The sequence below is a fragment of the Streptomyces sp. NPDC047982 genome (genome assembly GCF_043204165.1).
GTDB lineage: Bacteria > Actinomycetota > Actinomycetes > Streptomycetales > Streptomycetaceae > Streptomyces.
This window is the reverse complement of record NZ_JBIDBS010000003.1, coordinates 184,411-208,745: the sequence shown is the minus strand read 5'-3', so window position 1 is coordinate 208,745 and position 24,335 is coordinate 184,411. Positions and strand designations below refer to the sequence as shown.

Sequence of the window (24,335 nt, the reverse complement as noted above, 5' to 3'; positions counted from 1 at the left end):
AAGAGCCCTGCCATGACGTACGACTCCCTGGTCAACCGCGGCGACTACTTCTCGGCCCACTACCTCGCCGAGGTGCTGCCCAAAGACCTCAAGTCGGGCCTGCTCCAGACGTGGAAGGAGCGGGAGGAAGCCGCCAAGCCCCCGACCGGTAAGGACGAGGCTGCGCCCGCCGACGGCCGGAACACCCCGCACGAGGACGCCGACCGGGCGCTGCCCGTCACCCCGCGGGCCGGGCTTCGGGCACTGCGCCGCGACTACTTCCGGGCCCGCTCCTTCTTCGCCCTCCCCGAGGACGCCGAGGGCACCACTTCCACGCCCGACACCGGGGACGACTCGGTGACGTACGACGCCCCCGCCTGGCGGGAGCGGATCCGCGCGCTCAACGCCGAGGTCCTGCGCGCGTTGGGCTACGACGCCAAGGCGGGCACACTCACCGTGGAGCGGGCGGGCCAGAGCCACGACATCACCGTCGCTCACGCCGAGAAGGGCCTCGTCGCGGTCGACTGCGGCTGGGCCGCCGAGGCGGACGCCGCCCTGGACCCCGACGGCCCCGGCCGTCTCCTCGACCCCGTCGTCCTCGACGGCTCGAACCGCCTGGTCACCGGCTCCAAGCTGGCCTCGTTCCTGTTCGCCTGCGACGAGGCCCCGCGCTACGTGCTGCTGCTCGTCGGCGGAGTCGTCGTCCTCGCCGACCGCATGGCCTGGGGCGAAGGCCGCTACCTCGCCGTCTCCCTCGACACCGCGCTCCAGCGCAACGACACCCGGCCGGGCGGCGAGATCGACACCGTCGCCGCGCTGTTCGGCGCCGACTCGCTCCGCACCCCCGAGGAAGGCGGCGAGAACCCGCTCGCCGAACTCGTCGGCAAGTCCACCAAGCACGCGGTGGGTGTCTCCAGCGAGCTGCGCGACGGGCTGCGGCTGAGCGTCGAGCTGATCGCCAACGAGGTCCTGGAGCGCCTGCGCGAGCAGGGCGTACACCCGCAGGACATCGGCGAACTCCCCGAACTGGGCCGTCAGTTGACACGCGAGTCGCTGCGCTACCTGTACCGCATCCTGTTCCTGCTGTACGCCGAGGCCCGCCCGGAGCTGGGCATCCTGCCGTCCGACTATCCCGAGTACCAGCAGGGCTACGGTCTCGGGCGGCTCGGCGAACTCGTGGCGGAGCGCGATCTCGTCGACGAGAAGTCCCGCCGGGGCTTCTACCTGTACGAATCCCTGGACCTGCTGTTCCGCAAGGTCCAGGACGGCTACCGGCCGCGCCGCACGCACGGGGAGGCCGCCGAGGAGGCCGAAACCGCCGATGTCGTCGGGTCGAAGACCAGCGAGGACCTCGGCCTGCGCTTCGAGCCCCTGCACTCCACCCTCTTCGAGCGGGACTCGATCAAGCTGATCGGCGCGGACACCGTCGCCGACCCCCGTCACGACGCCGACGAGGCCCTCGCCCGGGGCGAACGCGTCCGCTACCTCGACACCCGGCTCCGCAACGCCACCCTGTACGAGGTCTTGCACAAACTCATGCTCACCAAGGGCAGGAAGGGCGAGCGCGGCGGTTTCATCTCGTACGCACAGCTGGGCATCAACCAGCTCGGCGCCGTGTACGAGGGCCTGATGTCGTACTCCGGATTCATCGCGGGCGAGGAGCTGTACGAGGTCGCCAAGGGCGGCGACCCGAAGGACGGCTCCTGGCTGGTGCCCAAGTCCAGGGCCGACGAGTACCCGGACGTGGTCTTCGTCCGGCGCCCCGACCGGGACACGGGCGAGGAACTGCGCGTCCGGTACGCCCCCGGCTCGTTCGTCTACCGGCTCTCCGGCCGCGACCGCCAGACCTCGGCCTCGTACTACACCCCGGAGTCGCTCACCAAGGTCACGGTGCAACTGGCCCTCCAGCACCGTCTGGACCAGGACGGCACGGTGACCGAGGCGCGCGAACTCCTTGACTGGAAGATCTGCGAACCGGCCCTCGGCTCGGGCGCGTTCCTCAACGAGGCCATCAACCAGGTGGCCGCCGAGTACCTGCGCCGCCGGCAGAAGGAACTCGGCCGCTCCATCGACACCGAGCAGTACGCCGTCGAACTCCAGAAGGCCAAGGCGTACATCGCCCTGCACAACTCGTACGGCGTCGACCTCAACGAGACGGCCGTCGAGCTGGCCGAGGTCTCCCTGTGGCTCAACACCATGCACCCCGGCATGGAAGCCCCCTGGTTCGGCCTCCACCTGCGGCGCGGCAACTCCCTGATCGGCGGCCGGCGCGAGGTGTACGGTCCCGAACGCCTCAAGAAGGGCGGCTGGCTGGGCACGACCCCGGAGCGCTACCCGCTGGCGGACGCGCAGGCGGGTGTGCCACTGCCGGAGGGTGCGGTGCACCACTTCCTTCTCCCGGCAAAGGAGTGGGGCGCGGTCGCCGCCGAGAAGGAGGCGAAGGCGCTCGCACCGCAGGCCGCGAAGGCTCTCGCCGCGTGGCGCAAGGCGCTCACGAAGTCCCCGACGGCCAAGCAGACGGCCCAGTTGCAGGGCCTCGCGCGGCGGGCCGAGTACCTGTGGGACCTGGTGGTGCAGCGGCTGACGATCTCCGAGCGGGAGATCTCGCGGCGCGTGGACGTGTGGGAGGCGGAGCCCGAATGGCTGCGCCGGCCGAAGGAAGCGGTGTCCCGGGAGAAGGTGTTGGCCGACCTGACGGCGGTGGACACCCCGTACTGGCGGCTGAAGAAGCTCATGGACGCGTGGTGCGCGCTGTGGTTCTGGCCGGTGCAGGAGGTCGGGCTGCTGAACGGCACGGATGCGCGGTACGAACGCGCGGAGGTCGTACCCGCGTCGCAGGGTGGTGCCGGTGCGGGGTTCGGGGCGTCGGACGTGATCCGTACGTACGAGGAGGTCGACCTCCTCGGCAACATCACGGTGAAGGAGGTCAGGCGCGGCGACATCGACAAGCGGCGCAAGGGTACGCGCAAGGGCGAGCAGTCCTTCGCGGGCCAGCGCCGCGAAATCATCCCGCTGGCGAACCTGGACGACTGGCTGGACTTCGCCGAGGCGCTGCTGGGCACGCATGACGTGCCGGCGGAGTCGCTGGTGGCGTCTTTCGATTCGCTCGACGCGCTGGAGCGGTACGAGGACGAGCTGCCGGACTGGATGGGCATGGACCGGTCTCAGTGGCTGGAGAACCGGTTCCCGTGGGCTGGTGTCGCGGGGGACGTGGCGCGGCAGCAGGGGTTCTTCCACTGGGAGTTGGAGTTCGCCCAGGTGTTTGCGGGGCGGGGCGGGTTTGATCTACAGGTGGGGAATCCGCCGTGGGTGAGGCCGCGGTGGCGGGAGGACCTGGTTCTTGCGGAGCTTGATCCGTGGTTCGTTCTGGCAGAAAAGCCGAGCGCGGCCGAATGGAGACTACGCAAGGGCGAGCTGCTCGCTGCCAGGGAAAGTCGCCAAAACTTCCTACTCGGCGAGTTGGCTGTTCACGCGGGCACTGTCGCAATTCTGGGCAGCCACACCTCATATCCACTAATGGCGGGCACACAAGGCGACCTGTATCGGGCGTTCATGAGTCAAGTGTGGCGCCACCTTTCCCGTCATGGCAACGCAGGCTTGGTCCATCCAGATACGCACTTTGGCGGTGTACATGAAGGCGCGATCAGGGCAGCCGCATACCAACATCTTCGAGTGCACGGCCACTTCGTGAACTCGTCACGTTGGGCATTCGGCGACCTGAACTGGTCCCAGGAGTTCGGAATGCACATCTACGGGACTTCACGCGAACCCGACTTCTTGCACCTCAGCGAGCTGCGTGACGCCGACGTCCTTCCCAACTCGCTCACTCATGACGGACGCGGGGAAGCGCCCGGCATCAAGCATCACGGCTCCTGGGATATTCGGCCGCACCGCGAGCGAGTAGTGCACGTGGATACGAGCCTTCTAGCTAGTTGGCAGGCCCTGACCAATTCGGCAGGAAGCCCCCGGGAGACACCTCTGCTTTACCCTGTACTCGACAGCGAGCAGGAGGCAATTAGTGCGCTTGCTCGCTATCCGTTGTCACTCGGAGACTTCCAGCCGCCCATCACGCGAGGATACGACGAGGACACCGCCAAGAAGGTTGGTCTCATTCGCTGGCAAAACGAACCTGTCCAAGATATCTCCCGCGTAGTCCTTCAAGGGCCACATTTCGCCGCAGCGCTCCCCTTTTCTAAGCAACCCAGAATTCCCTGTCGAAGCAATCGAGACTGGGATCTCCTGGCACCCCAGGATCTTCCTGCTTCGCATATCCCAGTAACCAACTACGTGCGAGCCGCCAGCGAGGACGAGCACCTAGCAGCGCAGGACTCTTGGGGTGGTAAGCCGTCCACCTCATACTTCCGGTTGGCATGGCGGAGAATGATTCCGTTTGACAGCAGTCGCTGTCTCCATGCCGCGCTTATCCCACCCGGCCCCGCGCACATCCATGCAGTGCACTCAACGGCCCTGGCAAACAGTCGCCTCACCACGCTCAGCGCTGGATTCTGGGCATCTCTACCGCTCGATTATCTGCTGCGTATCACGGGGCGTGCCGACCTCACCCCTGCTGGCGCTAAGCAAATGCCTGCCCCTGACCCCAAGCACCCCCTGGCTCCTGCTCTCCTCCTGCGTTCCCTCCGTCTCAACTGTCTTACTGACCACTACACCCCTCTCTGGGAAGAGTTGTTCGACCCCCGCTGGGCGGGCTACGAGGACTGGGCCAACCCCGACTGGCCAGGGCTGGCGCCCCTCGCCGCAGGCCTGAAGCCCACCTGGGAGTACGCCACCCCGCTCCGCACCGAGCACGAACGTCGCGCCGCCATGGTCGAGTTGGACGCCCTCGTCTCCGTGTGGCTCGGCATCACCGCCGACCAGCTCGTCGCGATCTTCAAGTCGCGCTATCCGCAGCTGCACGACTACGAGTCGAGGACCTGGTTCGACGCCAACGGTCGCAAGATCGCCCAGAACTACAACGCATATGGCCACGGCCAGACCAAGCAAGACTGGCTCGACTTCGAAGCCCACCTCGCCGCCTCCGCCAACACCCCGCCCCCTGCCGGCTACGTCGCGCCCTTCTACAAGGCCGACCGTGAAGCTGAGATGCGGGCCGCGCACGCGCACTTCCAGGCGCGGCTGGACAAGGAGATCGAGCTCGGGCGATGGACGCCCCCGGCCCGCAAGGCGGCCGGGGAGAACGCGGCGTGACATACGGCTGCCCCGGACCCCTCCGAGGTCCGGGGCAGCCACGTTGCAGCTCTACCGGCTCGCAAAGCCGACGAAGGCAGTCCACGCAGATCCGTCGACCACGAGCCCGGGGCGGTTCGTGTCCTTGGAGTCACGGACGCGGACACTGCCCAGGCATTCAGCCACCTCGACGCACTGCCCGCCTTCGCCGCTGCTGTAGCTGCTCTTGACCCACTGAAGGTCCGGCACGCTCGGGTCAGGTATTGCCTTTTTCATGTCGCTCCAAGCAACTTCTCAATGAGTTCCAGCGATTCACGCGGAGTGAGGGCCTGGGCGCGGAGAAGGCCGTACTGTTCTTCAAGCTCCCGGACAGACTTCCGCTCCGTGTAGAGGCGACTGTGCTTGTAGGCCTCCACATAGGCAATCCTCCGCCCCTCCAGCGTTTCGATCAAGGTGAAGGGTCCGGCCAGTCCGGCATGCTCCTCCCGCCCGTTCGGCATCACCTGGATCTCCACATTGCGCCGTTGACCGCAGAGCAGAAGGTGTTCCATCTGCCCTCGCATCACGCTCCCGCCACCGAGCGGTCGCGTCAGTACCGACTCCTCGATCACGAAGCTGGTGGTCGGCAACGGCTGTCGGGTCAAAATGCCCTGCCTGGCCAGGCGGGCCTGCACACGCTCGTCGATCGTTTCCTCGCTCAGAAGCGGCCGCCTCATGGTGAAGATCGCCTTGGCGTACTCCTCGGTCTGCAACAGCCCGTTGACGATGTGCGTGTCGTACACGTGCAGCGCAACCGCCTCCGCCTCCAACTTGGCCGCACCCTGGAAGAACGCCGGGTACTGCGCCCGCGCCACCTCCTCCTTCATCTCCTTCAGGACCTCGCCCGCGTCCAGCAGGTCGTCCGCCTGGTCGATGAAGCGAGGCGGCGGCACCCTCCGCCCCTGCTCGTACGCCGCGATCGTCGAGGCGGAGTACCCCAGCCGCGCTCCGAACTCCGAGCGCTCCACCCCTGCCCGCACCCGGAACCGTTTCAACTGGCGGCCGAAGACACGCAGGATGCCCGAGCCCGGGTCCGGCGCGGCGTCGCCGCCTGGGTCGTCGTCCGGCTGCTGGGTGGATTCGTTCATGCTCGCCATCACCTCCACCGGCCAACGCCGCTCCGCGTCGGCCGTCACGCTCCGCGCCGCCTACAGACACCGACACGTCACATACCGCTACCGCCTGTAAGCGCTCCGTGTCTTACTCAGCGTAAGTGGCGCAGGAAACCCTGTGTCCCATGAACAGCGAAACTTCCCCCGCATCGGCGGCCCTTGAGTTCTCGATGCGCTTCACGTCCTCGCCTCGCGGCGCCCGCCTCGCTCGCCGGCTCGTCTCCCACCGCCTGGACACCTGGGGCCACCCCTACACCTCCACCGCCAACGAGACGCTGACGCTGATCGCCGCCGAGCTCACCGGTAACGCCGTACGTCACGGGCACGTCGCCGGACGGGACTTCCACCTCCGGCTCACCGGCTCGGCCGACACCTTGCGTGTCGAGGTCTCCGACGCCCGCACCGAGCGCGTACCCCTGCTCTCCTCCCACGAGCCGCCCGGAGACTCCGAGTCGGGTCGCGGGCTGCTCCTCGTCGCGCGACTGGCGAGCCGGTGGGCGGTGACGCCGCGCGTCGGCGCTCCCGGCAAGACCGTCTGGGCAGAACTATGCCTTTCGCGCCAATGACCAGCAGGGTTTCGGAAACCAGCCGACGGTCTGTCCGTGCGAGCCGCTAGCGTCGTCCGTCCGTGTGTGCACCGCACGGACAACCCAAGAGGGAGACCGCGAACCGTGAGCACCACCCCCACCGACCCGGCCGCCGGCTACCGCCTCTCCATCGTCGACGACGATCCGCTGCGGGCCCGGCGCGAAGCCCGCGAGCTGCTCGCCGCCCTCGCCGAGACCGACCCGCATGCCGCGCTCGACGTTCCGGCCCGCCCCGCGAAGGCCGGCGAGACCGACAAGGGCGGGCCGGTCACCGACCTCCTCAGCCTGGTGTTCAGCGGCGGCTCCCTGGCCGCCGCCGGGATTCAGATCTGGCTGGCCCGCGTGCCCCAGCGGACCATCGTCGTCACGCGGCCCGACGGCGCGACGCTGACCATCTCCGGCAAGCAGGCCCGGGCCGACGACGCGCGGATCGAGCGGTTCCTCAACGGGAACACGGATCCGGCGGACGACGACGGCGAGCAGGACGGGCCGGGCACGGCGTGAGCGAAAACGACCGGTACGCCATGCTCATTGGCGTATCCACGTACGACAGCGACCGCTACCACGATCTGCCGCCGGTCCGGGCAGACCTGCACTACATGCAGGCGGTGCTGGAGAGCACCGAGATCGGCATGTACAACGAGTGCGCGATGGTCGCGGAGCCGACGCGCGCCGAGATGCTGCACGCCATCGAGGGGTTCCTGGAGGAGCGGCAGGCCAGCGAGACGGCCCTGCTCTACTTCAGCGGACACGGGGAGTTCTGCGAGGCCGACGGCCAGCTGTACTTCCTGACCCGGGACGCCGACCCGGACGATCTTCCGGGCACCGCCGTGCCGGCCGAGTTCCTGGAGCGGATGCTCCAGTCCTGCCGGGCCTCCTCGAAGGTCGTGCTGCTCGACTGCTGCTCCAGCGGCTCCGTCGTCCAGGGGTGGACGGCCAAGGGGGCGTCCGACGGCGGTGAACGGCCCGCGCCCAGCACGCTCCTGCGGCCGACCGGCGTGTACTTCATCACCGCCTCGGACGCCCTCCAGGCCGCCTCGGCGATGGCGCCGGCCGGGTCCTCGCTCGGGACCTCGCGGTTCACCGGTGAGATCGTCGAGGGGCTGCGCAGCGGGCGGATCAAGGACAGCGGCTGGATCACGCCGGACGACCTGTTCGAGTACCTGACCGCGCAGATGGTCCGCATCGGCGTGCCCGAGGAGCAGCGGCCCACGAAGTCCACCCTCCGCGCGACGCATTCCCTGCCGCTGGCCCGCTCGGTGGCGCGGTCCGTCCAGCTTCCCCGACCGCCACGGGATGACGCCGAAGGTCTCCCGCCCTCCTCGGCCCTGCGGAAAGCCCGCAGCCTTGCTCTTCAGGATGCACAGGACGGCATCGACTGGCAGCGCCTTCTGCGCTACTACGCGCACTGTCTGGGGGCGCAGGCCGCGTCGAAGATGCTGCCCGACCGGGACAGCGGCCGGGGCTCCGCGTACTTCCTGCTGGGGAAGGGGTCGGAGACGATCCAGTCCGGGCTGGGGTCCGGTCTTCCCGCGCCCGGTGGGCTGCCGAAGGCGAAGAGCACCGGTGCGAAGGTCGACGAGGCCGGGCTGCAGGAGTACTGGTACGGGTACCCGGCCGTCACGCTGCCCGAGCGCGGCGGGAACGGCGGGCGCCGGGCGGCGGTGCGCATCGCGCCGCTGCTGATCCAGTCGATGGAGCTGGCACCCGACGAGAACGGACGGGACCAACTGAGACCGAGCGGGGTGCCGGCCCTGCACAACGGCGTGCTGACGGAACTGCTGGAGGACGAAGAGGCCGCCGAGTTGCTGGCTCACTGGCAGCCGACCTGGCAGGAGGGCAACGCCGCCCAGATGGTGAAGGCGGTGCGGGAACTCCTGACGCGGCTCGAACTCCCGGAGCTGGAGCCGCTCGACCTGTCCGCGCTCAGCGAGCGTTCCGTCATGGACTCGTTGCGTCCGGGTGCCCACAACGCCGCCGTCCTCCTCGCGCCCTCGGGGCTTGAGCGGACCGCGACCGACGGCCTCGTGGAGAACCTGCTCCAGATGTCCACACGCACCGCCCATATCCCCGGCACCGCCCTGGACGCGCTTCTCACCGGTGGGGGCGACGGCGGACCGGGCGGGCGGGACGCGCCGGTCCTGGTCTCCCCCGGGCCCTGCAACGAAAGCCAGGCGCAGGTGATCACGTCCGCGATGACCCGGCCGCTCACCGTCTCCACCGGGCCGCCGGGGACCGGGAAGAGCGAAGTGGTGGCGGCAGTGGTCGCCACGGCGGTGGCCGCCGGACAGTCCGTCCTCGTCGCGTCCACGAACAACGAGGCCGTGAACGTGGTGGCCGAGCGCTGCGACGCGATCTCCCCCGGACTGCTCATGCGGACAGGCAACAAGGAGGCCCTGGAAGCCGAGGCCGCGAAGCTGGAGCGGCTGCTCGCCCAGCCGGTCGAGGGCCCGGCGCGGGGGTCGGCGACCGTGGCGGGCGACCTCAGGAACCGGTATGCCCGGGCCGCCGTGCACGACGCCGAGGCGGCACGGCTGATCGGCGAGGAGGCGCGGCTGCTGGAGCTGCTGCGGGAGCGTGCGCGCCAGGCGGACGAGCTCCGGCTGCCGGTGGAGCTGCTGGACCGAGCATGGGCCGAGAGCGGAACCGCCACGCTCGCCGGCTGGGAGGAACGGGCGCGGAGGGCCGCCGTCGCCCGGTGGTACTCCTTCGGTCGATGGCGCAGAGGGCGGGCCCTGTCCGCGTTCGTCTCCTCGGCCGGGGAGACCTCTGCGGGCTCCTGGCCGGCCTGGGCCGCGGAACGGCCCGTACCGCCCGAGCTCCTGCTCTCCCTCGCGGAGGTCGCGGCGGTGGAAGGAACGCTCAGGAAGCTCGTACCGGGGCATCTCGCCCTGGACGAGGAGGCGCTGAAGCAGGCGCGGCTGGAGAGCCGCGCCGGCCTGTCGGAGGTTTCGGGCGAGCTGGCCCGGGCCGTGTCCGCCGAGGCGATGGCCCGTGGGCGGTCGCTGATGGCCCAGCGGCTCCAGGCCCTGCGTCAACGATCCAACTTCCGGAAGAGCCAGCGTAATCTGATGGCGCATCTGAAGGGCTGGGCCATCAGCACGCACTCGGTCCGCCAGCTCGAACTCACCCCGGAGCTCTTCGACCTCGTCGTGATCGACGAGGCCAGCCAGTGCTCGATTCCGGCGGTGCTGCCGCTGCTGTTCCGGGGGAAGCGCGCGCTGATCATCGGCGACCCGATGCAGCTCGGGCACATCCCCGGGATCACGGCGCAGCAGGAGCGGCAGGCCCGCGTGCGGGCTGGGCTGAGCGCGGCTCAGCTGGAGGATCACCGGCTCACGTACCACGTGTACACCTCGTACCATGCCGCGGCGCAGCACGGTGAGGCAGCGCTGTTGCTCAACGAGCACTACCGGTGTCACCCGGCGATCGCCGATGTCGTCAACGGTTACTGCTACGCGGGACAGTTGCAGGTCCTCACCGATGTCAGGAAGCAGGTCCCGGCGCTCGATCCGGTCGGGCTGAGCGATCCGGCTCCCGCGCTGGGCTGGGTCGACGTGCCGCACGGCGAGTCCGCGCGAGGCGCGGGTGGTCAGTCCTGGCGGAATCCGGCGGAGGCCGCACGGGTACGGGAGACGGTGGACGAGCTGCTCGCGCGGCTTCCCGAGGATGCGACGGTCGGTGTCGTGACGCCGTTCCGCGCCCAGAAGGAGGCTCTGGCACGGGTGTGGGCGGACGACGACCGTGTGCGGGTGGGTACCGTGCACGCCTTCCAGGGCGGGCAGCGGGACGTCATGGTCCTCAGCCCGGTGGCCACCGGCAACACCCCTCCCCGTACGACGCACTGGGTGGCGAGTCAGGTCAACCTGTGGAACGTCGCCGTCACGCGGGCGAGGTCGCAGCTGGTCACAGTGGGGAGCCATGCGTTCTGGCAGGGGCAGGCGGGGCTTCCGGCGCTCCTCGCTGAGCGCTCGGAGGTGCTGGGTGCGGGATCCTCGGTGGACGGGGCCGGCCCCGTCTTCGGCGCCAGGCCCCACAACGGCTTCCGCGAGGAGCTGATGGACCGTCTCCAGGACTACCTCGGTCGCCGTGGCGTCACCGATCTGGAGCGCGAGACGGTGGTCGGCGGGCACACCGTCGACCTGCTGTTCACCACAGATGGGGCGAACACCGCGATCCTCATCGACACCGGTCCCGAACACGAGCAGGACCTGGCGCGGCATCTGCGGTTGACGCACGCGCGCGGCGACCTGCTGCCCGGGCTGTCGTCCGGCGGATCGGGGGCGAAGCCCGGACCCGTGACACGGACGGTCCGGGTGCCGGCGTGGCGGATCCTGGCCGGCGAGACGATGCTGGAGCCGCTCTTCACCTGAGCCCGGCACCACGACAGGGTCAGGGCTGCAGACTCCGGACGACGTGCGTCATGTGCTGGACGTTGCCCGCCTGCAGCCAGGCCGCGGCGTTTCCGGTGCCTTTCGAGCCCTGCCCGTGCGCGCAGTCGCGCAGCCAGGTCTCACCCGCGCTCGCCGCCGCACCGCGGAAGTCCGGCAACGCCAGGACCTCTCGCGCGGCGGCCCGGATGGCGGCGGCGCGGTCGGCGCCTCGTGTCGGCACCTTCACGAGGACGAACGACTCGTCGGTGGTGTACCGCAGTACGCCCCAGGGCGGGCCGCCGTTGCCGGAGGAGGGTCCGCGAGTGATGCCGCGGGTGGAGTCGATGCCGTAGTCACCGTAGGCGAGCAGGCGGACGAACTCGCGCGTGCTGTCGGTCAGCTCGCCCCGAAGGAGCCAGTCCCAGCGGGGTTCCACGGCCGTGCCGTGTTCCAGGAGCCGGGCGGTCACATCGGGGAAGCCACCGCCCAGGACGGCGGCCGTCCGCCACGGCATCAGCGGTACGAGGGCTTCGAGTGCGCGCAGCGACTCCTTCGCCGCATCGGTCCGGTCGGCGCGCAGGGCGCCCAGGTCGAGCAGGAGGTCCGCCTCGACGGCGGGATCGACGCGGGCGACCAGATCACGGACTGCACGACCGAGAAGGTCGTCCCATTCGCCGGGCATCATGACGCGTATGGCGAGCCCGTTCCCGGTGGAGCGGGCGTGCTTGAGCATCGCGGCCTGATGGGCCTCGGAACGGTCGGGACCCGTCACCGGGCGCAGCGGACTCGCTTCGGCGTCCGTGGACAACACATCAGCCAGCACCGACAGTTGTGCTTCGTCGGCGAACGGGGCATCAACCCAGGCCGGATGGTGGCGATGGGCCTTTCTCACGCCCCACAGGTCCTCTCGTAGGCCCGTGGCGAGTGCGTCAGGGTGCAGGCATGCACGGGGCGGAAGGTTCCACAGCGGCATGACAGCCGCTTGTACTGATGGACTCAGCTGCCGGTACGCCTGACGGGCGTGCGGCTTCGCCGGCAGGACGGGAACGTACAGCGGTCCGGACATGGTGGCTCCCCCTCGGCTCTGCCCGCGTCCTCTTCCCTCGCGCCTTTCCTCGTTCCTCCTGCTCCCTGCTTCAGGATCCGCCTCATCGCCCCCGCACGTAATGACGCCTTTTCGGCCTTCGTGGCTGGAACGTTCAAGAACGTGGTGGCGCTGTGACCAGCGAGGTACTGTTCGTGAAGCCCGGCAGCCGAACTGCACGACGTCTGCACGTATATGACGGTGCGTCTGTCGTGGCACCGCTTGTCGGCCACGGCCCGGGCGAAGCTCCGGCCGCGGTTCCAGAAGATCAAGAGGTATGCGGTGGCCGTAGCCGGCGAGGCCGGGCTCGTCGGCGTCGTCATGTGTGCCGGCCTCGCATCGCGACCTGGCACGAGGCCGCGTAGCCCCGCGGCACAGGAACTCAGGAACCTCTATACGGTGGTATCGATCACCGGGCATCGGCAAGGCAAGGGAGACCGTCGTGAAGCCCACCATGGCCGCCGCCCAGTTGCGCGGCAGTCTGACGCAGTACCTCACGACGACGTACGCCCTCGCCGACGAGGGCACCCGGCGCGCCCTTGAGCGCTTCCTCGGGCACCCCGAGACGGGGATCTTCCGGGGACCGTACCTCCGGATCAGGACGCCGTTCCATGTGGCCGACGACGGCTGGCAGCGGGAGTTGGAGTGGACGGCAGGGTTCCCCGGCTTCGCCCCGTACCGGCATCAGGCCAGGGCATGGGCGCGCCTGTCCACGCTGCACGGCCCGGCTCGGCCGACGCTGGTGACCACAGGGACGGGATCCGGCAAGACGGAGTCGTTCCTCATCCCGGTGCTCGACCACTGCCGCCGCCGACGGGCGCAGGGCCACCGGGGCGTCAAGGCCGTCCTGCTGTATCCGATGAACGCGCTCGCCACCGATCAGGCCGGCCGCATCGGCGACTATCTGGCTCGCCCGGAGCTGGCGCAGGTCACGGCCGGTCTGTACATCGGTGACCGGCCCGACACCGACTTCCGCCGGGTGATGACGCGGCGCGAGGAGATGCGCGTGTCGCCGCCGGATGTGCTGATCACCAACTACAAGATGCTCGACCTGCTGCTCCAGCGGGGCGAGGACCGTTCGCTGTGGGAGGACGCCGACCTCACGTACGTCGTGCTGGACGAGTTCCACACGTACGACGGGGCACAGGGCACCGATGTGGCCATGCTGCTGCGACGGCTGGCCGCTGCGACCGGTGCGTCACGGCCGGGCAGGCCGCTCGGGTCGATCTGCCCGGTGGCGACGTCCGCGACCCTGGGTGAGGGTGCGCCGGGCATGGAAGCCGGCGGCATCCTCGACGTGGCGTCGCGGGTGTTCGGGATGCCCTTTCCGGCCGACGCCGTGGTCGGTGAGGAGCGGATGTCGGCCGAGGAGTTCACGGGCGCCGTGGACTACGAACTCCCCGAGCCGCCGACGCCGCAGGAGGTCATCGACTTCTCCGGCGGTCCCGGCGTGGAGGCCCAACCCGGCCTGCTGGACCTGGACCGACTGGCCGAGAGGCTGCTGGGCCACGCCGGCCTCGATGCCTTCCGCATCGGGAGGCTGCTCAAGCGCCACGACTTCACCCACGGCGTGCTGTCGCTGCTCGGCGGGGAACCACTGGACGAGTGGGGGCTGCGGGACCGGCTGGCCCGCTTCGGATACGCGTGGGGGCGCACGGCGCGGGAGAATCCGCAGCTCGTCCTTCAGGCGCTGTCCCGGTTCGTCGCCCTGCTGTCGGCGGCGCGGGACCCGGAATCCGACGAACGCCGCCCCCGGCCGCTGCTGCACATCGAGGCGCACCTGTGGGTCCGGCCCGTCACCCGTGTGCTGCGGGGTATCGGGTCGACCCCGGAGTTCCGCTGGTACGAGGACGACCGCACCACGGCTCGCCGGGCCGCTCTGCACGCAGCTCCGGTCACCGACGACGAGCCCGACGGATCGTCCGGTGGCTGGCCCTCGTCCTCCGCGCGGCCGCAGCCGCTGCCCGGGACCGACACCGCGGTCCGGCCCGCCGAGGTGCATCTGCCGGCGGTGTACTGCCGCAACTGCGGCCGCTCCGGCTGGGCGGCCCTGTCACCCGAGGCGGATCCCCAGCAACTGCTCATGGCGCAGGACCGGATCTGGCGGGCCGCCGTGGGCCGGGACAAGAGGCGCATCCGCTATTTCATCGCCGCCACGCAGAGCGAGCGGCAGCAGACGCTGGACGCGCTGACCGGCGCGCGGCCGTCGGACGGCGGCGTCGATCCTCTGTCGGTGGTGGTGCTGGACGGCGGGCAGGGCACGTACCGGCTGCCCACGCCGTCGGACGCGGGCGAGCTGATCGACGCCTGGTTCGCCCTGGCCGTGCTCGACAAGAAATCGGCCGACCGGGCCGCCAAGGACGACCGCTGCCCGGCCTGCCACACCGACAACAGCATCCGCTTCCTCGGTACCGCGCAGGCGGCGCTCGCCTCGGCGACCGTCACCCAGCTCTTCACGGGCGGCGACATCGCGCTCGTACCGGAAGAACGCAAGACGCTGCTCTTCAACGACTCCACCCAGGACGCGGCCCACCGGGCCGGATACGTCGCGAACGCCTCGTACACGTTCTCGCTGCGCTCGCTGCTCGCACACAACCTGGACGAGTCGGGTGCCCCGACCGCGCTCAACGACCTGATCGGGCATGTACTGGAATCGGTGGACGATCCCGAGGCGCTGGCCGCCGTCGTGCCTCCCGACCTCCATGACGAGCCCGGGGTCGACCGCCTCCTCTCGGGACGCGGTACCGGCGACGCGCGGACATGGAAGCTGATCGGCGAACGTCTCGCCTTCGCCACCGTCATGGAGTTCGGGCTGCGCAGCCGCATGGGGCGCACCCTGGAACTGACACGGACCGCCGCGGCCGAGGTGGTGGTCGCGGAACCCGACCGCGTCACGGCTCTCGCCCGCGACATCCATCTGTCCCTGCCGGGCCAGCTCCTCGTCACGGGCGGGCTGCCCACGCCCGACCGCTACCTCGCCTACGTGCGCGGCCTGCTGGAGCGCCTGCGGTTGCGAGGCGCGGTGCACCACCGCTGGCTCGCCACCTGGATGAAGGAAGCCGGCACGAACCGGTACCTCATCTCCGGTCGCAGGCCGGAGGGCATGCCCGCGTTCCCCGAGGGTGTCGCTCCTCCCCGCTTCCTTCTGGACGGGCAGAAGGACAAGTCGGAGTTCGACGCGATCACCGGGCGTCTGGGCTGGTACCAGGACTGGACCCGCCGCTGTCTGGGCCTGGAGGCCGCAGGTGCCACCGAGTACCTGCGCCGGCTGCTGCCCGCACTCGCCGACGAGCGGGTGCTCGCGGTGCGCACCACGCGTGACCGGCAGACGCGGCTCTACGGCCTGCAGCCGGGGCACATCGAGGCGCGGCTGCTCGACGACGCCGTCGTCAACAAGGCCTTCGTCAGCTGCGAGGACTGCGGCTGGCAGCAGGTGGTGGCGCCGGAGCGCCGCACCCGCTGGTACGGGCACCCGTGCCCCCGCTACCGGTGCAAGGGACTGCTGACCGTGCCACAGCCGGGCATGCCACGAAGTGGGTCCAGTACCTCCGGATTCGGCTCGACGGTCCGCGAGCGGGACTACACCGGGGACTACTACCGCCGTCTCTATCTGACCGGTGGGACGTTCCGCGTGGTCACCGCGGAGCACACGGGCATGCTCAGCAGACCGGAGCGCGAGCAGGTCGAACGCAGCTTCAAGGCGGGTACGCACTACACCGACCCGAACGTGCTGTCGTGCACCCCCACGCTGGAGCTCGGCATCGACATCGGGGAGCTGTCCGCCGTCCTCCTCGGCTCCCTGCCCAAGGGGCCGGCCAACTACGTGCAGCGGGCGGGCCGTGCCGGACGTCGTACGGGCAATGCACTGGTGGTCGCCTTCGGCGGGCGCCGGGCCCGCGATCTGTACTACCTGGACGAGCCGCGCGAGATGATCGCGGGGACGATCCTTCCCCCCGGCTGCTATCTGTCGGCCGTGGAGATCCTGCGCCGTCAGTACACGGCACGGCTGCTGGATCTCGCGGCCCGCGGCGAGCTGCGGACGTCCGACGGCGAACTCCTTGCGCCGGTGCCCCGGTTGTCCTCCGCCCTGTTCGGCACCACGGGCTGGTGCCAGGACCTGACGGACGCCGCGCAGACCCACGGTGCCACGCTGGTCGAGGAGTTCCTCGCCCTGTTCCGGGCCGGCAGCGACGGGGACGACTCCGAAGGCGGCGTGTCGGCCTACGCGGCGGAGGAACTCAGGGCATACGCCGCGGGCGGCATCGTCAGGGCACTGCAGGAGGCGGAGGAGGACTGGACCGGGCGGCGCGAGGAGCTCCGTCGCAGGATCGCGGCGATCGACGAGGCCGCCGAGCATCTGGTCCGCACGGACGTCGTGCAGGACCGCGAACGCCGGGAGCTGCTCGCCGAGCGGCGCAGCGCCGGGGATCTGCTGAGGGAGCTGAGCCAGTCGAGTGCGCACGGCACCCTGGTGGAACTCGGTCTGCTGCCGAACTACAGCCTCACCGACACCACCACGCAGCTGGAAGCGACGCTGTACTGGACTCAGACACCGGACGACGAGGAGGACACCCGGTCGGAGAACCCGGCGGGGGACCCGGCCAAGCGGGTGTACCGCAGCGAGACGAGGGACTACGAGCGCTCCCGCAAGCTCGCCCTGACCGAACTGGCTCCCGGGAACAGCTTCTACGTCAACGGCTACCGACACGTGGTGCGCGCGCTCGACGTCGGCGCCCCGGACCGCCGGGCCTGGGCGGAGTGGCGGCTCTGCCCGGCATGCGGGTACGCCCGCACGCACAACGCCAGGAAGGACACCAGCCCGTGCCCTCGCTGCGGAGGGCGGGAGATAGCCGACGCGGGTTGCGTGCAGCACGTGCTCCAGCCCAGGCGCGTCGTCTCGCGTGACAAGCGGGACGACGCCCGGGTACGGGACGACCGTGACGAGCGGGACCGTCGGCGCTACGCGGTGCTGACGACGGTCGACATCGACCCGGAGCGGATCACCCCCGGTTCCTGGCGGCACGAGACGGCCGTCTTTGGAGTGGACTTCACCCGACAGGCGAAAATCCGTACGTTCAACCTGGGGCTGGACCGCGAAGAGGGCAGCAGCACCGTGCCGCTCGCCGGTGCGGACGTGCGGCTGAATCCCTTCTACGTGTGCACCAGTTGCGGTGGCGCGACGGCGGAGGGGCGTCCCGTCGTGGACGTTCCGCAGCACGCGCTGACCGATTCCGGGGCGGCGAGCACCTCGGCCGCCGCCCACCACTTGCTGTGGTGTCCGCGCCGCCGGGTCAAGGGAACCCCCGCAGCCGGGTCGGACGAGCAGCAGGGCAAGGGACAGGACGTACCGCTGTTGCTCGCGCACGAGCTGAGCACGGAAGCGGTACGCGTGCTGCTCCCCGCTTCCGTGGCCCGCGCCAAGGAACGGCTGGCGTCGTTCACGGCCGCGCTGTTCGCGGGCATCGCGGCGCAGTACGGCGGCGATCCCGACCACATCGACATCGCCGAGGCGGCGATGCCCGACCACGCGGACAGCGACGGAGCCGACTGGCCGCGGCGGTTCCTCGTGGTCTACGACCGCCTGCCGGGAGGCACCGGCTACCTGCACCGGCTCGCGTCCGCCGACGGCTTCCGGGAGGTGCTGCTCAAGGCCCGTGACGTCATCGAGAACTGCGGTTGCCGCGAGAAGGGACTCGACGGCTGTCACCAGTGTCTGCTGCGCCGTGTGCCGGCGGCCGACTATGACAAGGTCAGCCGCAATGAGGTGCGGCAGATGCTGGAGGATCTCCTCGGCGAGGACGGCACGCGCTGGCGGACGTCACCCGTCGCGACGACCCGGCACATTCCGCTGGAGCGGCAGGCCGAGAGCGACCTCGAGATCATGTTCATCGACACGCTCCAGGAGTGGGCCAGGCTCACCGAGTCCAGGGCCGCGGCCGACGCGTACACCACATCGGCCGGCACGTACGCCCTCGACCTGCGGCTGACGGGGGACGACGGGACGACCGTGAGCTGGCGTGTCTCGCAGCAGCGCGCGCTGGACGGCACACGGCCCGACATACTCCTCGAACGCCTCGACGCGCCCAGCCCTCGCGTAGCCGTCTACCTCGACGGCTACGCCTATCACGCGACCCCCGCGCACAACCGGCTGGCCGACGACGCCACCAAGCGAACCGGGCTGCGCAGCGAGGGGCTGCGGGTGTTCCAGCTCACGTACGACGACGTCAAGGAGTGGCGTGAGCGCGTACGGGACACCGGATACGCAGGCGCGGGTCCAGCCGACCCGGTCTGGGAGCCCTACCCTGCGGAGGCGCAGAACCGGGCACGCGACTACTACAGCCGCATCGGCGGAGGGCTGCCCGGCGAGCTGTCCGACGCCGTCTGGGTCAACCCCTCGCAGCTCCTGCTCACGTACCTCCGTTCGCCCGACGCCTCACGCTGGCAACGGCGGGCCGAAGCGGCCGCCGCAGGACTCAGCGGCGCCGCCGGCACCCGAGGCGCCGCCCTCGGAACCGCCGACCTCGGGCCTGCCCTTCAATCGGCGCTGCGAGGCGGAGCGGCCACGGGCTCTGCGGGGCCGATCCGGCTGGTACACGGGCCTGACGCCTCCGGCTGTCAGCTCGTCCTGGCCGCGGACGGCAGGCGCACTCCGCCCGTGTGGACGGGTCTGACGGTCCTGGACGACAGCGTCGAGGCCATGGCCGACGCACCGGCCCATCGGCGGCGCTGGCGGGCCTGGCTGTACTGGAGCAACGTGCTGCAGTTCCTGGACCACGGAGGCGGCGACAGCGCCCAGCTCACCACCAGCCTGCTCGACGGCTTCGCCACCGAGGTGCTGACCGTGACCGGCGGCGAAGGATGGCTGCCGTCCACCCGGACCGAAATCATCCGGGCGGAGCCCACAGCGGTCGCAGCCGCCGCGTCCGCGGTGGAGGTCGGCGCCGTCCGGGACAGCACACCGGCAGCCGCCGCTGCCGAGGCATCCACGCCCCCGGCAGTGGGCCGGGCCCCGGGGTGGGAACCGGTGCTGGAATACCTCGATCCCGACGAGACCGGCCTCGCCGAGCTGGCTCGGGCCCTGGCCGATGCCGGGGTACCGGCGCCCGAGGACGGCTACGAGCTGGACGAGCGGGGATGGCAAGCCGAACTGGCCTGGCCCGCAGCCCGCATCGCAGTGGTTCTCGCCGCCCGGGAGGACGGCCCAGAGCCCGACCACGAGGCCATGGACAGGGACAAGGCGTTCACCGCAGCCGGCTGGGAGGTCCGTACGGCGACGGCCTGGGACACCGCAGACCTGGTCGCCCGGTTGCTCGGACGAGGCCACGGCATGAACCACGACAGCACGAGTGACGGGGAGCACACACGATGACCGCCTCGGGCGTGACGCTGCGCCTGCTCGACAAGGCCGACAAGGAGATCCTCAAGCTCCCTCGCACGGTCAAGGGCGCCTTCTTCGACTTCCAGCACAAGTTCAAGACCAATCCGCACACCACCGGTCTCAAACTCCAGCAGCTCAAGGGAGACAGCAGACTGTGGTCGGCGCGCGTCAGCGACGACTACCGGGCGCTGTTGATCCGACTCGCCGACGACGACTGGCTGATCGTCTCCGTCAAACACCGCAAGGATGTCTACGACCGGCTGTCGGCAGGGGTCAACCAGGTCACCGGTGGTATCGAGTACGTCGACCTGGAGGTCGTGGAGGAGAGCATCCTTCGCCGCCTTCCCGCTCCGCCCGTCACCCCGACGACCACGCCTGAACCTGCCAAGCCACAGGAGCTCTTCGCGGCCTGGTCCGACGCCCAGCTGTCGGACCTCGGAGTCGCCGAACCTCTGCTCCCGGTCATCCGGACGCTCACCACCGAGGACCAGCTGCTGGGTCTGGTCGAGTACGCGCCCCAGCTCACGGGTGAGGTGCTGCTCGCCCTCTTCGACGGCAAGCCGTACGACGACGTCCTCGACCAGGTGACCACGCCCGTCGCCACCGCCGAGCCGGTCGACCCCGACGACTTCCGGGCCGCGGCGCAGCGCCCGGCCACGGTGGTCACCACGTCCGACGAGGCGCTCCGAGAGGCCCTGGAGGGCGGCGACTTCAGCCGTTGGAAGGTCTTCCTCCACCCCACGCAGGCCAAGCTCGTGGAACGGCGTTACTCGGGCCCGGCCCGGGTCGGCGGGGGGCCGGGCACGGGCAAGACCATCGTCGCCCTGCACCGGGTACGTCATCTGGTGGGGCAACTGCCTCCTGGTCGTGACAAGCCGGTTCTGCTGACCACCTACAACAAGAACCTCGCCGCGGATCTCCGGTCCCGACTGCTGGAACTGGGCGGCGAAGACCTGCTGGCCCGTGTCGAGGTCAGCCACGTCGACCAACTGGCGCTGCGCATCGTGCGCGAAGCCGAACCGGGCAGCGGCAAGCAGGTGACGGACGACAGCCAGGCCGTGCGGGAATGGCGGGCGATGCTGGACGAGCTGGGGGAAGAAGGCTGGGACCCCGAGTTCCTGCACGACGAATGGACCCAGGTGATCCTGGGACAGGCCGTCGCCACGCGCACCGACTACTTCCGCGCCCGGCGGGCCGGACGCGGCCGGAACATCACCCGCGGTGAGCGCGCCGAGATCTGGCAGCTCGCGGAACGCTTCGCCCAGCGCCTGGACCGGCTCGGACGGCAGACCTGGGACCAGGTCGCCGAGCGCGCCGCACGTCTGGAGATGGGCCGCGAGCAGCGGATCCTCTCTATCGCACGCCAGCGGGAGGAGGCCGGCGGTCTCGACAACATCCACCTCCAGGACGGCTCGGGCGGCTGGCTGCGCTACCGGTATCGGCACATCGTGGTGGACGAGGCACAGGATCTGCGCCCCGCGCACTGGAAGATGCTGCGTGCGATGGCCCCTCGGGAGGCGGACGACCTGTTCCTCGTCGGCGACACCCATCAGCGCATCTACAAGAATCAGGTGACGCTCGGCAGTCTGGGCATCAACATCCGGGGTCGGTCGTCCAAGCTGAGTCTGAGTTACCGCACGACGCGTCAGATCCTCCACTCCGCACTCGACGTGCTGGGTGAGACGGACTACGACGACCTCGACGGCAGCAAGGAGACACTGGCCGGCTACCGGTCCGTGCTCAGCGGAAGGCAGCCATCAGGGCACTCGTTCCCGGACTGGACCGCAGAGCGTGAAGGCATCGCAGCCCTCATCAAGGAATGGGACGCCAACCCCGATCTGAGCATTCCACATGAGCAGATCGCCATCTGCGTGCCGACGAACCAGATGGCCTCCGAGATCGGCTACACGCTCGGGTTGCATGGAATCCGACCGGTGGAGATCCGTGCCGACGGGCCGCACGGGGACGGCGGGGTGCATATCGGCACAATGTTCCGGTTCAAGGGACTCGAATACCAGCGGATGATCATCGCAGGCGTCGCGGACGGCCTGGTTCCACGCGATGCTGTGAGCCGGTTGCGCACAAGCGATCCAGCGCGGTATCGCCATGAGATGCAGCGCGCTCGGTCCCTGCTGTTCGTCGCAGCCACCAGGGCCCGGGACAGCGTGGATGTCTTCTGGCACGGCAACCCCAGTCCATTCTTGGGCCCCGCGCTGACGCAACAGGAATAGAACCGGGAGATCCCACGGCCACACCCGATGGGAGCCCCTCTGGGACTTCCGGCCGCACCAATCGGCACGACCGTGAAACAGCCGAAAGACAATCTGCGCAGGTCAGCCAGTCAGGGAGATGGAGCGCAGCAGGTCACAGAGCCACCGATTCTTTTCCGCGACATCTGAAGGTCTTCAGAAACCACGTCACTAACCTGCAATACCGGCAACTTAGGGGGGAATCCGGTCGTTGTTGTTGGTATGCCAAGAGCGGGTCAGCTGAAGTCGCCGGTCAGAGCCAGTGTTGCAACGACTGGTTGAATCCGGGCTCCACTCTTCTCGCCAGCCCCGGCATCTACGACGTGGTCCGGATAGCGCAATTCTGGCGCCCTGACCGGGAGCTTCTCCAAGCGTGCGCAAGGCATCGAGAGCGGGTAGCGCCGGTCAGCCCCGCCTGTCCGTCTCGGATAGCGAGAGAAGGGTCGTTCTCTGGAAGGAATTTCCAAACGCTTGAGGTCTTGCGCTTTCTGTAGCGCCCTGGGTCGCTCAGGGAGAGGAGCGAAGCCGGCACCACGACCTGAACCGTTCCGGGTTCGGTAGAGACTCTAGATTGTGGCTGTGACCTGCTGTTTCTGCGTGCTCTGGTAGTGGGTGGTTTCGTATTCGGCGGGTGGGACGTGGCCGATCTCACCGTGGAGTCGACGGTGATTGTACCAATCGACGTACTCAGCCGTGGCCAGCTCGGCATCGCTCAGGGCTTTCCAGGGCCGCTGCGGCTAGATGAGCTCGGTTTTGTAGAGCCCGATGACTCTTCTGCACAATTCGCGAGTCAGGCCGTGAGTCGGTAGGCGAGGCGTTCGAGGCGGCTGATGCGGGGGCGGTGCTGGTCGTGGCCGGTCCAGTAGGCGTCGAGTCTGACGACGTTGAGGGCGGTTGCGGAGAAAGCGTGTTGGAGACGGACCTTCGGGAGCCCGCGGTAGCGGGCCCAGCGGATGCCGGTGATATCGAGGGCCTGGTTGATGGTGCCCTCGACTCCCGCGCGCAGTGCGTACTTCGTTTTCCAGGTCTCTGTCTTCTGCTCGGCCCGGGCCCTGGCGAGGGCTTCTTCGGGTTCTCTCGGCCGCAGAGTGAGCATGCGACGGCCCAGGACGGAGCTGGTGCACTGCTCGCGGAAGGGGCAGGGGCGGCAGGTCAGGACGCCGAAGGTGATGACGATCGCGTCCGTCCCGTGCTGTTTGACCGGGTTCCAGTGCGCGTTGGTCTTCCCGGCGGGGCATCGGACCTGGCGGGCCTTCCAGTCAATGGTGAAGGCGCTCTTGTCGAAACCGGCGGCGTCCTTGGCTTGGGCGGAGTGGTTCAGGAGGACCGGGGTGACCATGCGGACGCCCTGGCCGGCGGCGGTGACGATGTCGGCCGAGGGATAGCCGGAATCGAGGTAGTGCTCAGCGGGCTTCAGACCGCGCTCTGCGAGACGTCGTTGGACCGGAGCCGTCGCCTTCACATCAGGCACGGTGGCGTCGGTGGTGAACACGTCCGTGGTCAGGTTCGGTGCCCCCCGGACACCGGCTTCGGCTTCGGCTTCGGCTTCGGCTTCGGTGGGAGTGTCACAGCTCTCCGTGAGATGGATCTTGTAGGTCGAGGAGGGCGTGGACTTTGTGCCAGCGCTCGCGGGTGGTCTGCTCGCGGACGCCGCCGGGCCGGGGCGGGTTGACGGCGGCCCAGCTGGGAGCGTGGGCGCGGACCTCGGCCAGGGCTTTGTCGCACAGGATCCGCCACAGATGCCAGCGGTCGCTGACCTGCACCGCGTCAGGCAGGGCCCGGCGGATCGCCTCGGCGTAGGTGGCCGAGCCGTCCCGGCACACGACTTCGATCCCTTTCTTCCCTCGCAGCCATGCCTCCAATGTGGCGGCTTCGCGGTCGGGCAGGACATCGATGCGCTCGCCTGTTTCGGCGTCGATGATGATCGTGGCGTAGCGGTGACGGCGGCGCAGGGCGAAGTCATCGACCCCGATCACCCGCGGGATCCGCACCGCCGGCGGGGGATTCCCCGCAGCACCCGCAGCGCCGTGGCGAACGAGACGGGCACGGCCAGTATCCGGGTGAGCCGGGCGGCCGCCCGGCCGCACAACTCCTTGACCACCCCCGAGACCTGGCTGGTCAGACGCGTGGTGCGGCGCTGAAGGCGCTCGATCAGCCCAGGGACCTGCTCGCGGAAGGTCTGCCGCCGGCAGCCCAGGACCGGGCAGACCAGACGTCGTACCCGGACGTTGAGCACGACCCGGCGGCCATCGACTGGCACATCCGCAACCGTCCGGACGTGGTATCCGTGCACCTTCCCCGTCGGCACCCCTAACGCCCACACCGCACATACCGCTCACCCACAAAACCG

The 24,335-nt window shown here is 69.5% G+C and carries 11 protein-coding genes and 1 pseudogene; 6 read left to right on the top strand and 6 right to left on the bottom strand.

What is annotated here, in order from left to right; translation table 11 throughout:
• The first annotated feature begins 12 nt into the window (after positions 1-12).
• Entirely contained in the window at positions 13-5,184 is a 5,172-nt protein-coding gene (locus ACGF2V_RS04600) for a class I SAM-dependent DNA methyltransferase (RefSeq protein ID WP_362705636.1), read from the top strand.
• Positions 5,185-5,235: 51 nt separating this feature from the next.
• Here ACGF2V_RS04600 and ACGF2V_RS04595 read toward each other — a convergent pair whose 3' ends face one another.
• Together ACGF2V_RS04595 and ACGF2V_RS04590 are read right to left on the bottom strand one after the other, a co-directional pair.
• Positions 5,236-5,439 (bottom strand): DUF397 domain-containing protein, encoded by a 204-nt coding sequence (locus ACGF2V_RS04595; RefSeq protein ID WP_362705639.1) that lies wholly within the window; start codon positions 5,437-5,439, stop codon positions 5,236-5,238.
• Complete coding sequence (locus ACGF2V_RS04590; RefSeq protein WP_362617751.1) at positions 5,436-6,290, bottom strand: helix-turn-helix transcriptional regulator; 855 nt, start codon at positions 6,288-6,290, stop codon at positions 5,436-5,438. Before ACGF2V_RS04590 ends, ACGF2V_RS04595 begins: the two co-directional genes overlap by 4 nt.
• A gap of 149 nt (positions 6,291-6,439) precedes the next feature.
• On the opposite strand from ACGF2V_RS04590, the gene ACGF2V_RS04585 reads away from it, so the two are divergent.
• The 3 genes from ACGF2V_RS04585 (at position 6,440) to ACGF2V_RS04575 (ending at position 11,274) form a co-directional block, all read left to right on the top strand.
• Positions 6,440-6,880, top strand: a complete 441-nt coding sequence (locus ACGF2V_RS04585; protein WP_362705642.1) for an ATP-binding protein — start codon at positions 6,440-6,442, stop codon at positions 6,878-6,880.
• 105 nt (positions 6,881-6,985) lie between these two features.
• Positions 6,986-7,405, top strand: coding sequence for a hypothetical protein (locus ACGF2V_RS04580; RefSeq protein ID WP_362705645.1), 420 nt, complete (start codon positions 6,986-6,988; stop codon positions 7,403-7,405).
• Positions 7,402-11,274, top strand: a complete 3,873-nt coding sequence (locus ACGF2V_RS04575; protein WP_362705648.1) for an AAA domain-containing protein — start codon at positions 7,402-7,404, stop codon at positions 11,272-11,274. Before ACGF2V_RS04580 ends, ACGF2V_RS04575 begins: the two co-directional genes overlap by 4 nt.
• 19 nt (positions 11,275-11,293) lie before the next feature.
• On the opposite strand, the gene ACGF2V_RS04570 is transcribed toward ACGF2V_RS04575, so the two are convergent.
• Positions 11,294-12,340 (bottom strand): hypothetical protein, encoded by a 1,047-nt coding sequence (locus ACGF2V_RS04570; RefSeq protein ID WP_362705651.1) that lies wholly within the window; start codon positions 12,338-12,340, stop codon positions 11,294-11,296.
• A gap of 460 nt (positions 12,341-12,800) precedes the next feature.
• Between ACGF2V_RS04570 and ACGF2V_RS04565 the strand changes: the two genes are divergently transcribed.
• Together ACGF2V_RS04565 and ACGF2V_RS04560 are read left to right on the top strand one after the other, a co-directional pair.
• Entirely contained in the window at positions 12,801-19,727 is a 6,927-nt protein-coding gene (locus tag ACGF2V_RS04565) for a DEAD/DEAH box helicase (RefSeq protein WP_362705654.1), read from the top strand.
• A complete protein-coding gene (locus ACGF2V_RS04560) occupies positions 19,724-21,967 on the top strand; it encodes a UvrD-helicase domain-containing protein (protein WP_362705657.1) in 2,244 nt (747 codons plus the stop codon). The genes ACGF2V_RS04565 and ACGF2V_RS04560 overlap by 4 nt, the downstream gene beginning before the upstream one ends.
• 584 nt (positions 21,968-22,551) lie before the next feature.
• Here the strand turns inward: ACGF2V_RS04560 and ACGF2V_RS04555 are convergent.
• From ACGF2V_RS04555 to ACGF2V_RS04545, 3 genes and pseudogenes are all read right to left on the bottom strand, one after another.
• On the bottom strand, positions 22,552-22,701 hold the full coding sequence (locus tag ACGF2V_RS04555) for an IS3 family transposase (RefSeq protein ID WP_389045275.1): 150 nt from the start codon (positions 22,699-22,701) through the stop codon (positions 22,552-22,554).
• Between the two features lie 74 nt (positions 22,702-22,775).
• Positions 22,776-23,477 (bottom strand): transposase, encoded by a 702-nt coding sequence (locus ACGF2V_RS04550; RefSeq protein WP_362705660.1) that lies wholly within the window; start codon positions 23,475-23,477, stop codon positions 22,776-22,778.
• Between the two features lie 106 nt (positions 23,478-23,583).
• Positions 23,584-24,296 (bottom strand): annotated as a pseudogene (locus tag ACGF2V_RS04545) (ISL3 family transposase); the annotation flags it as partial.
• Positions 24,297-24,335: the final 39 nt, after the last annotated feature.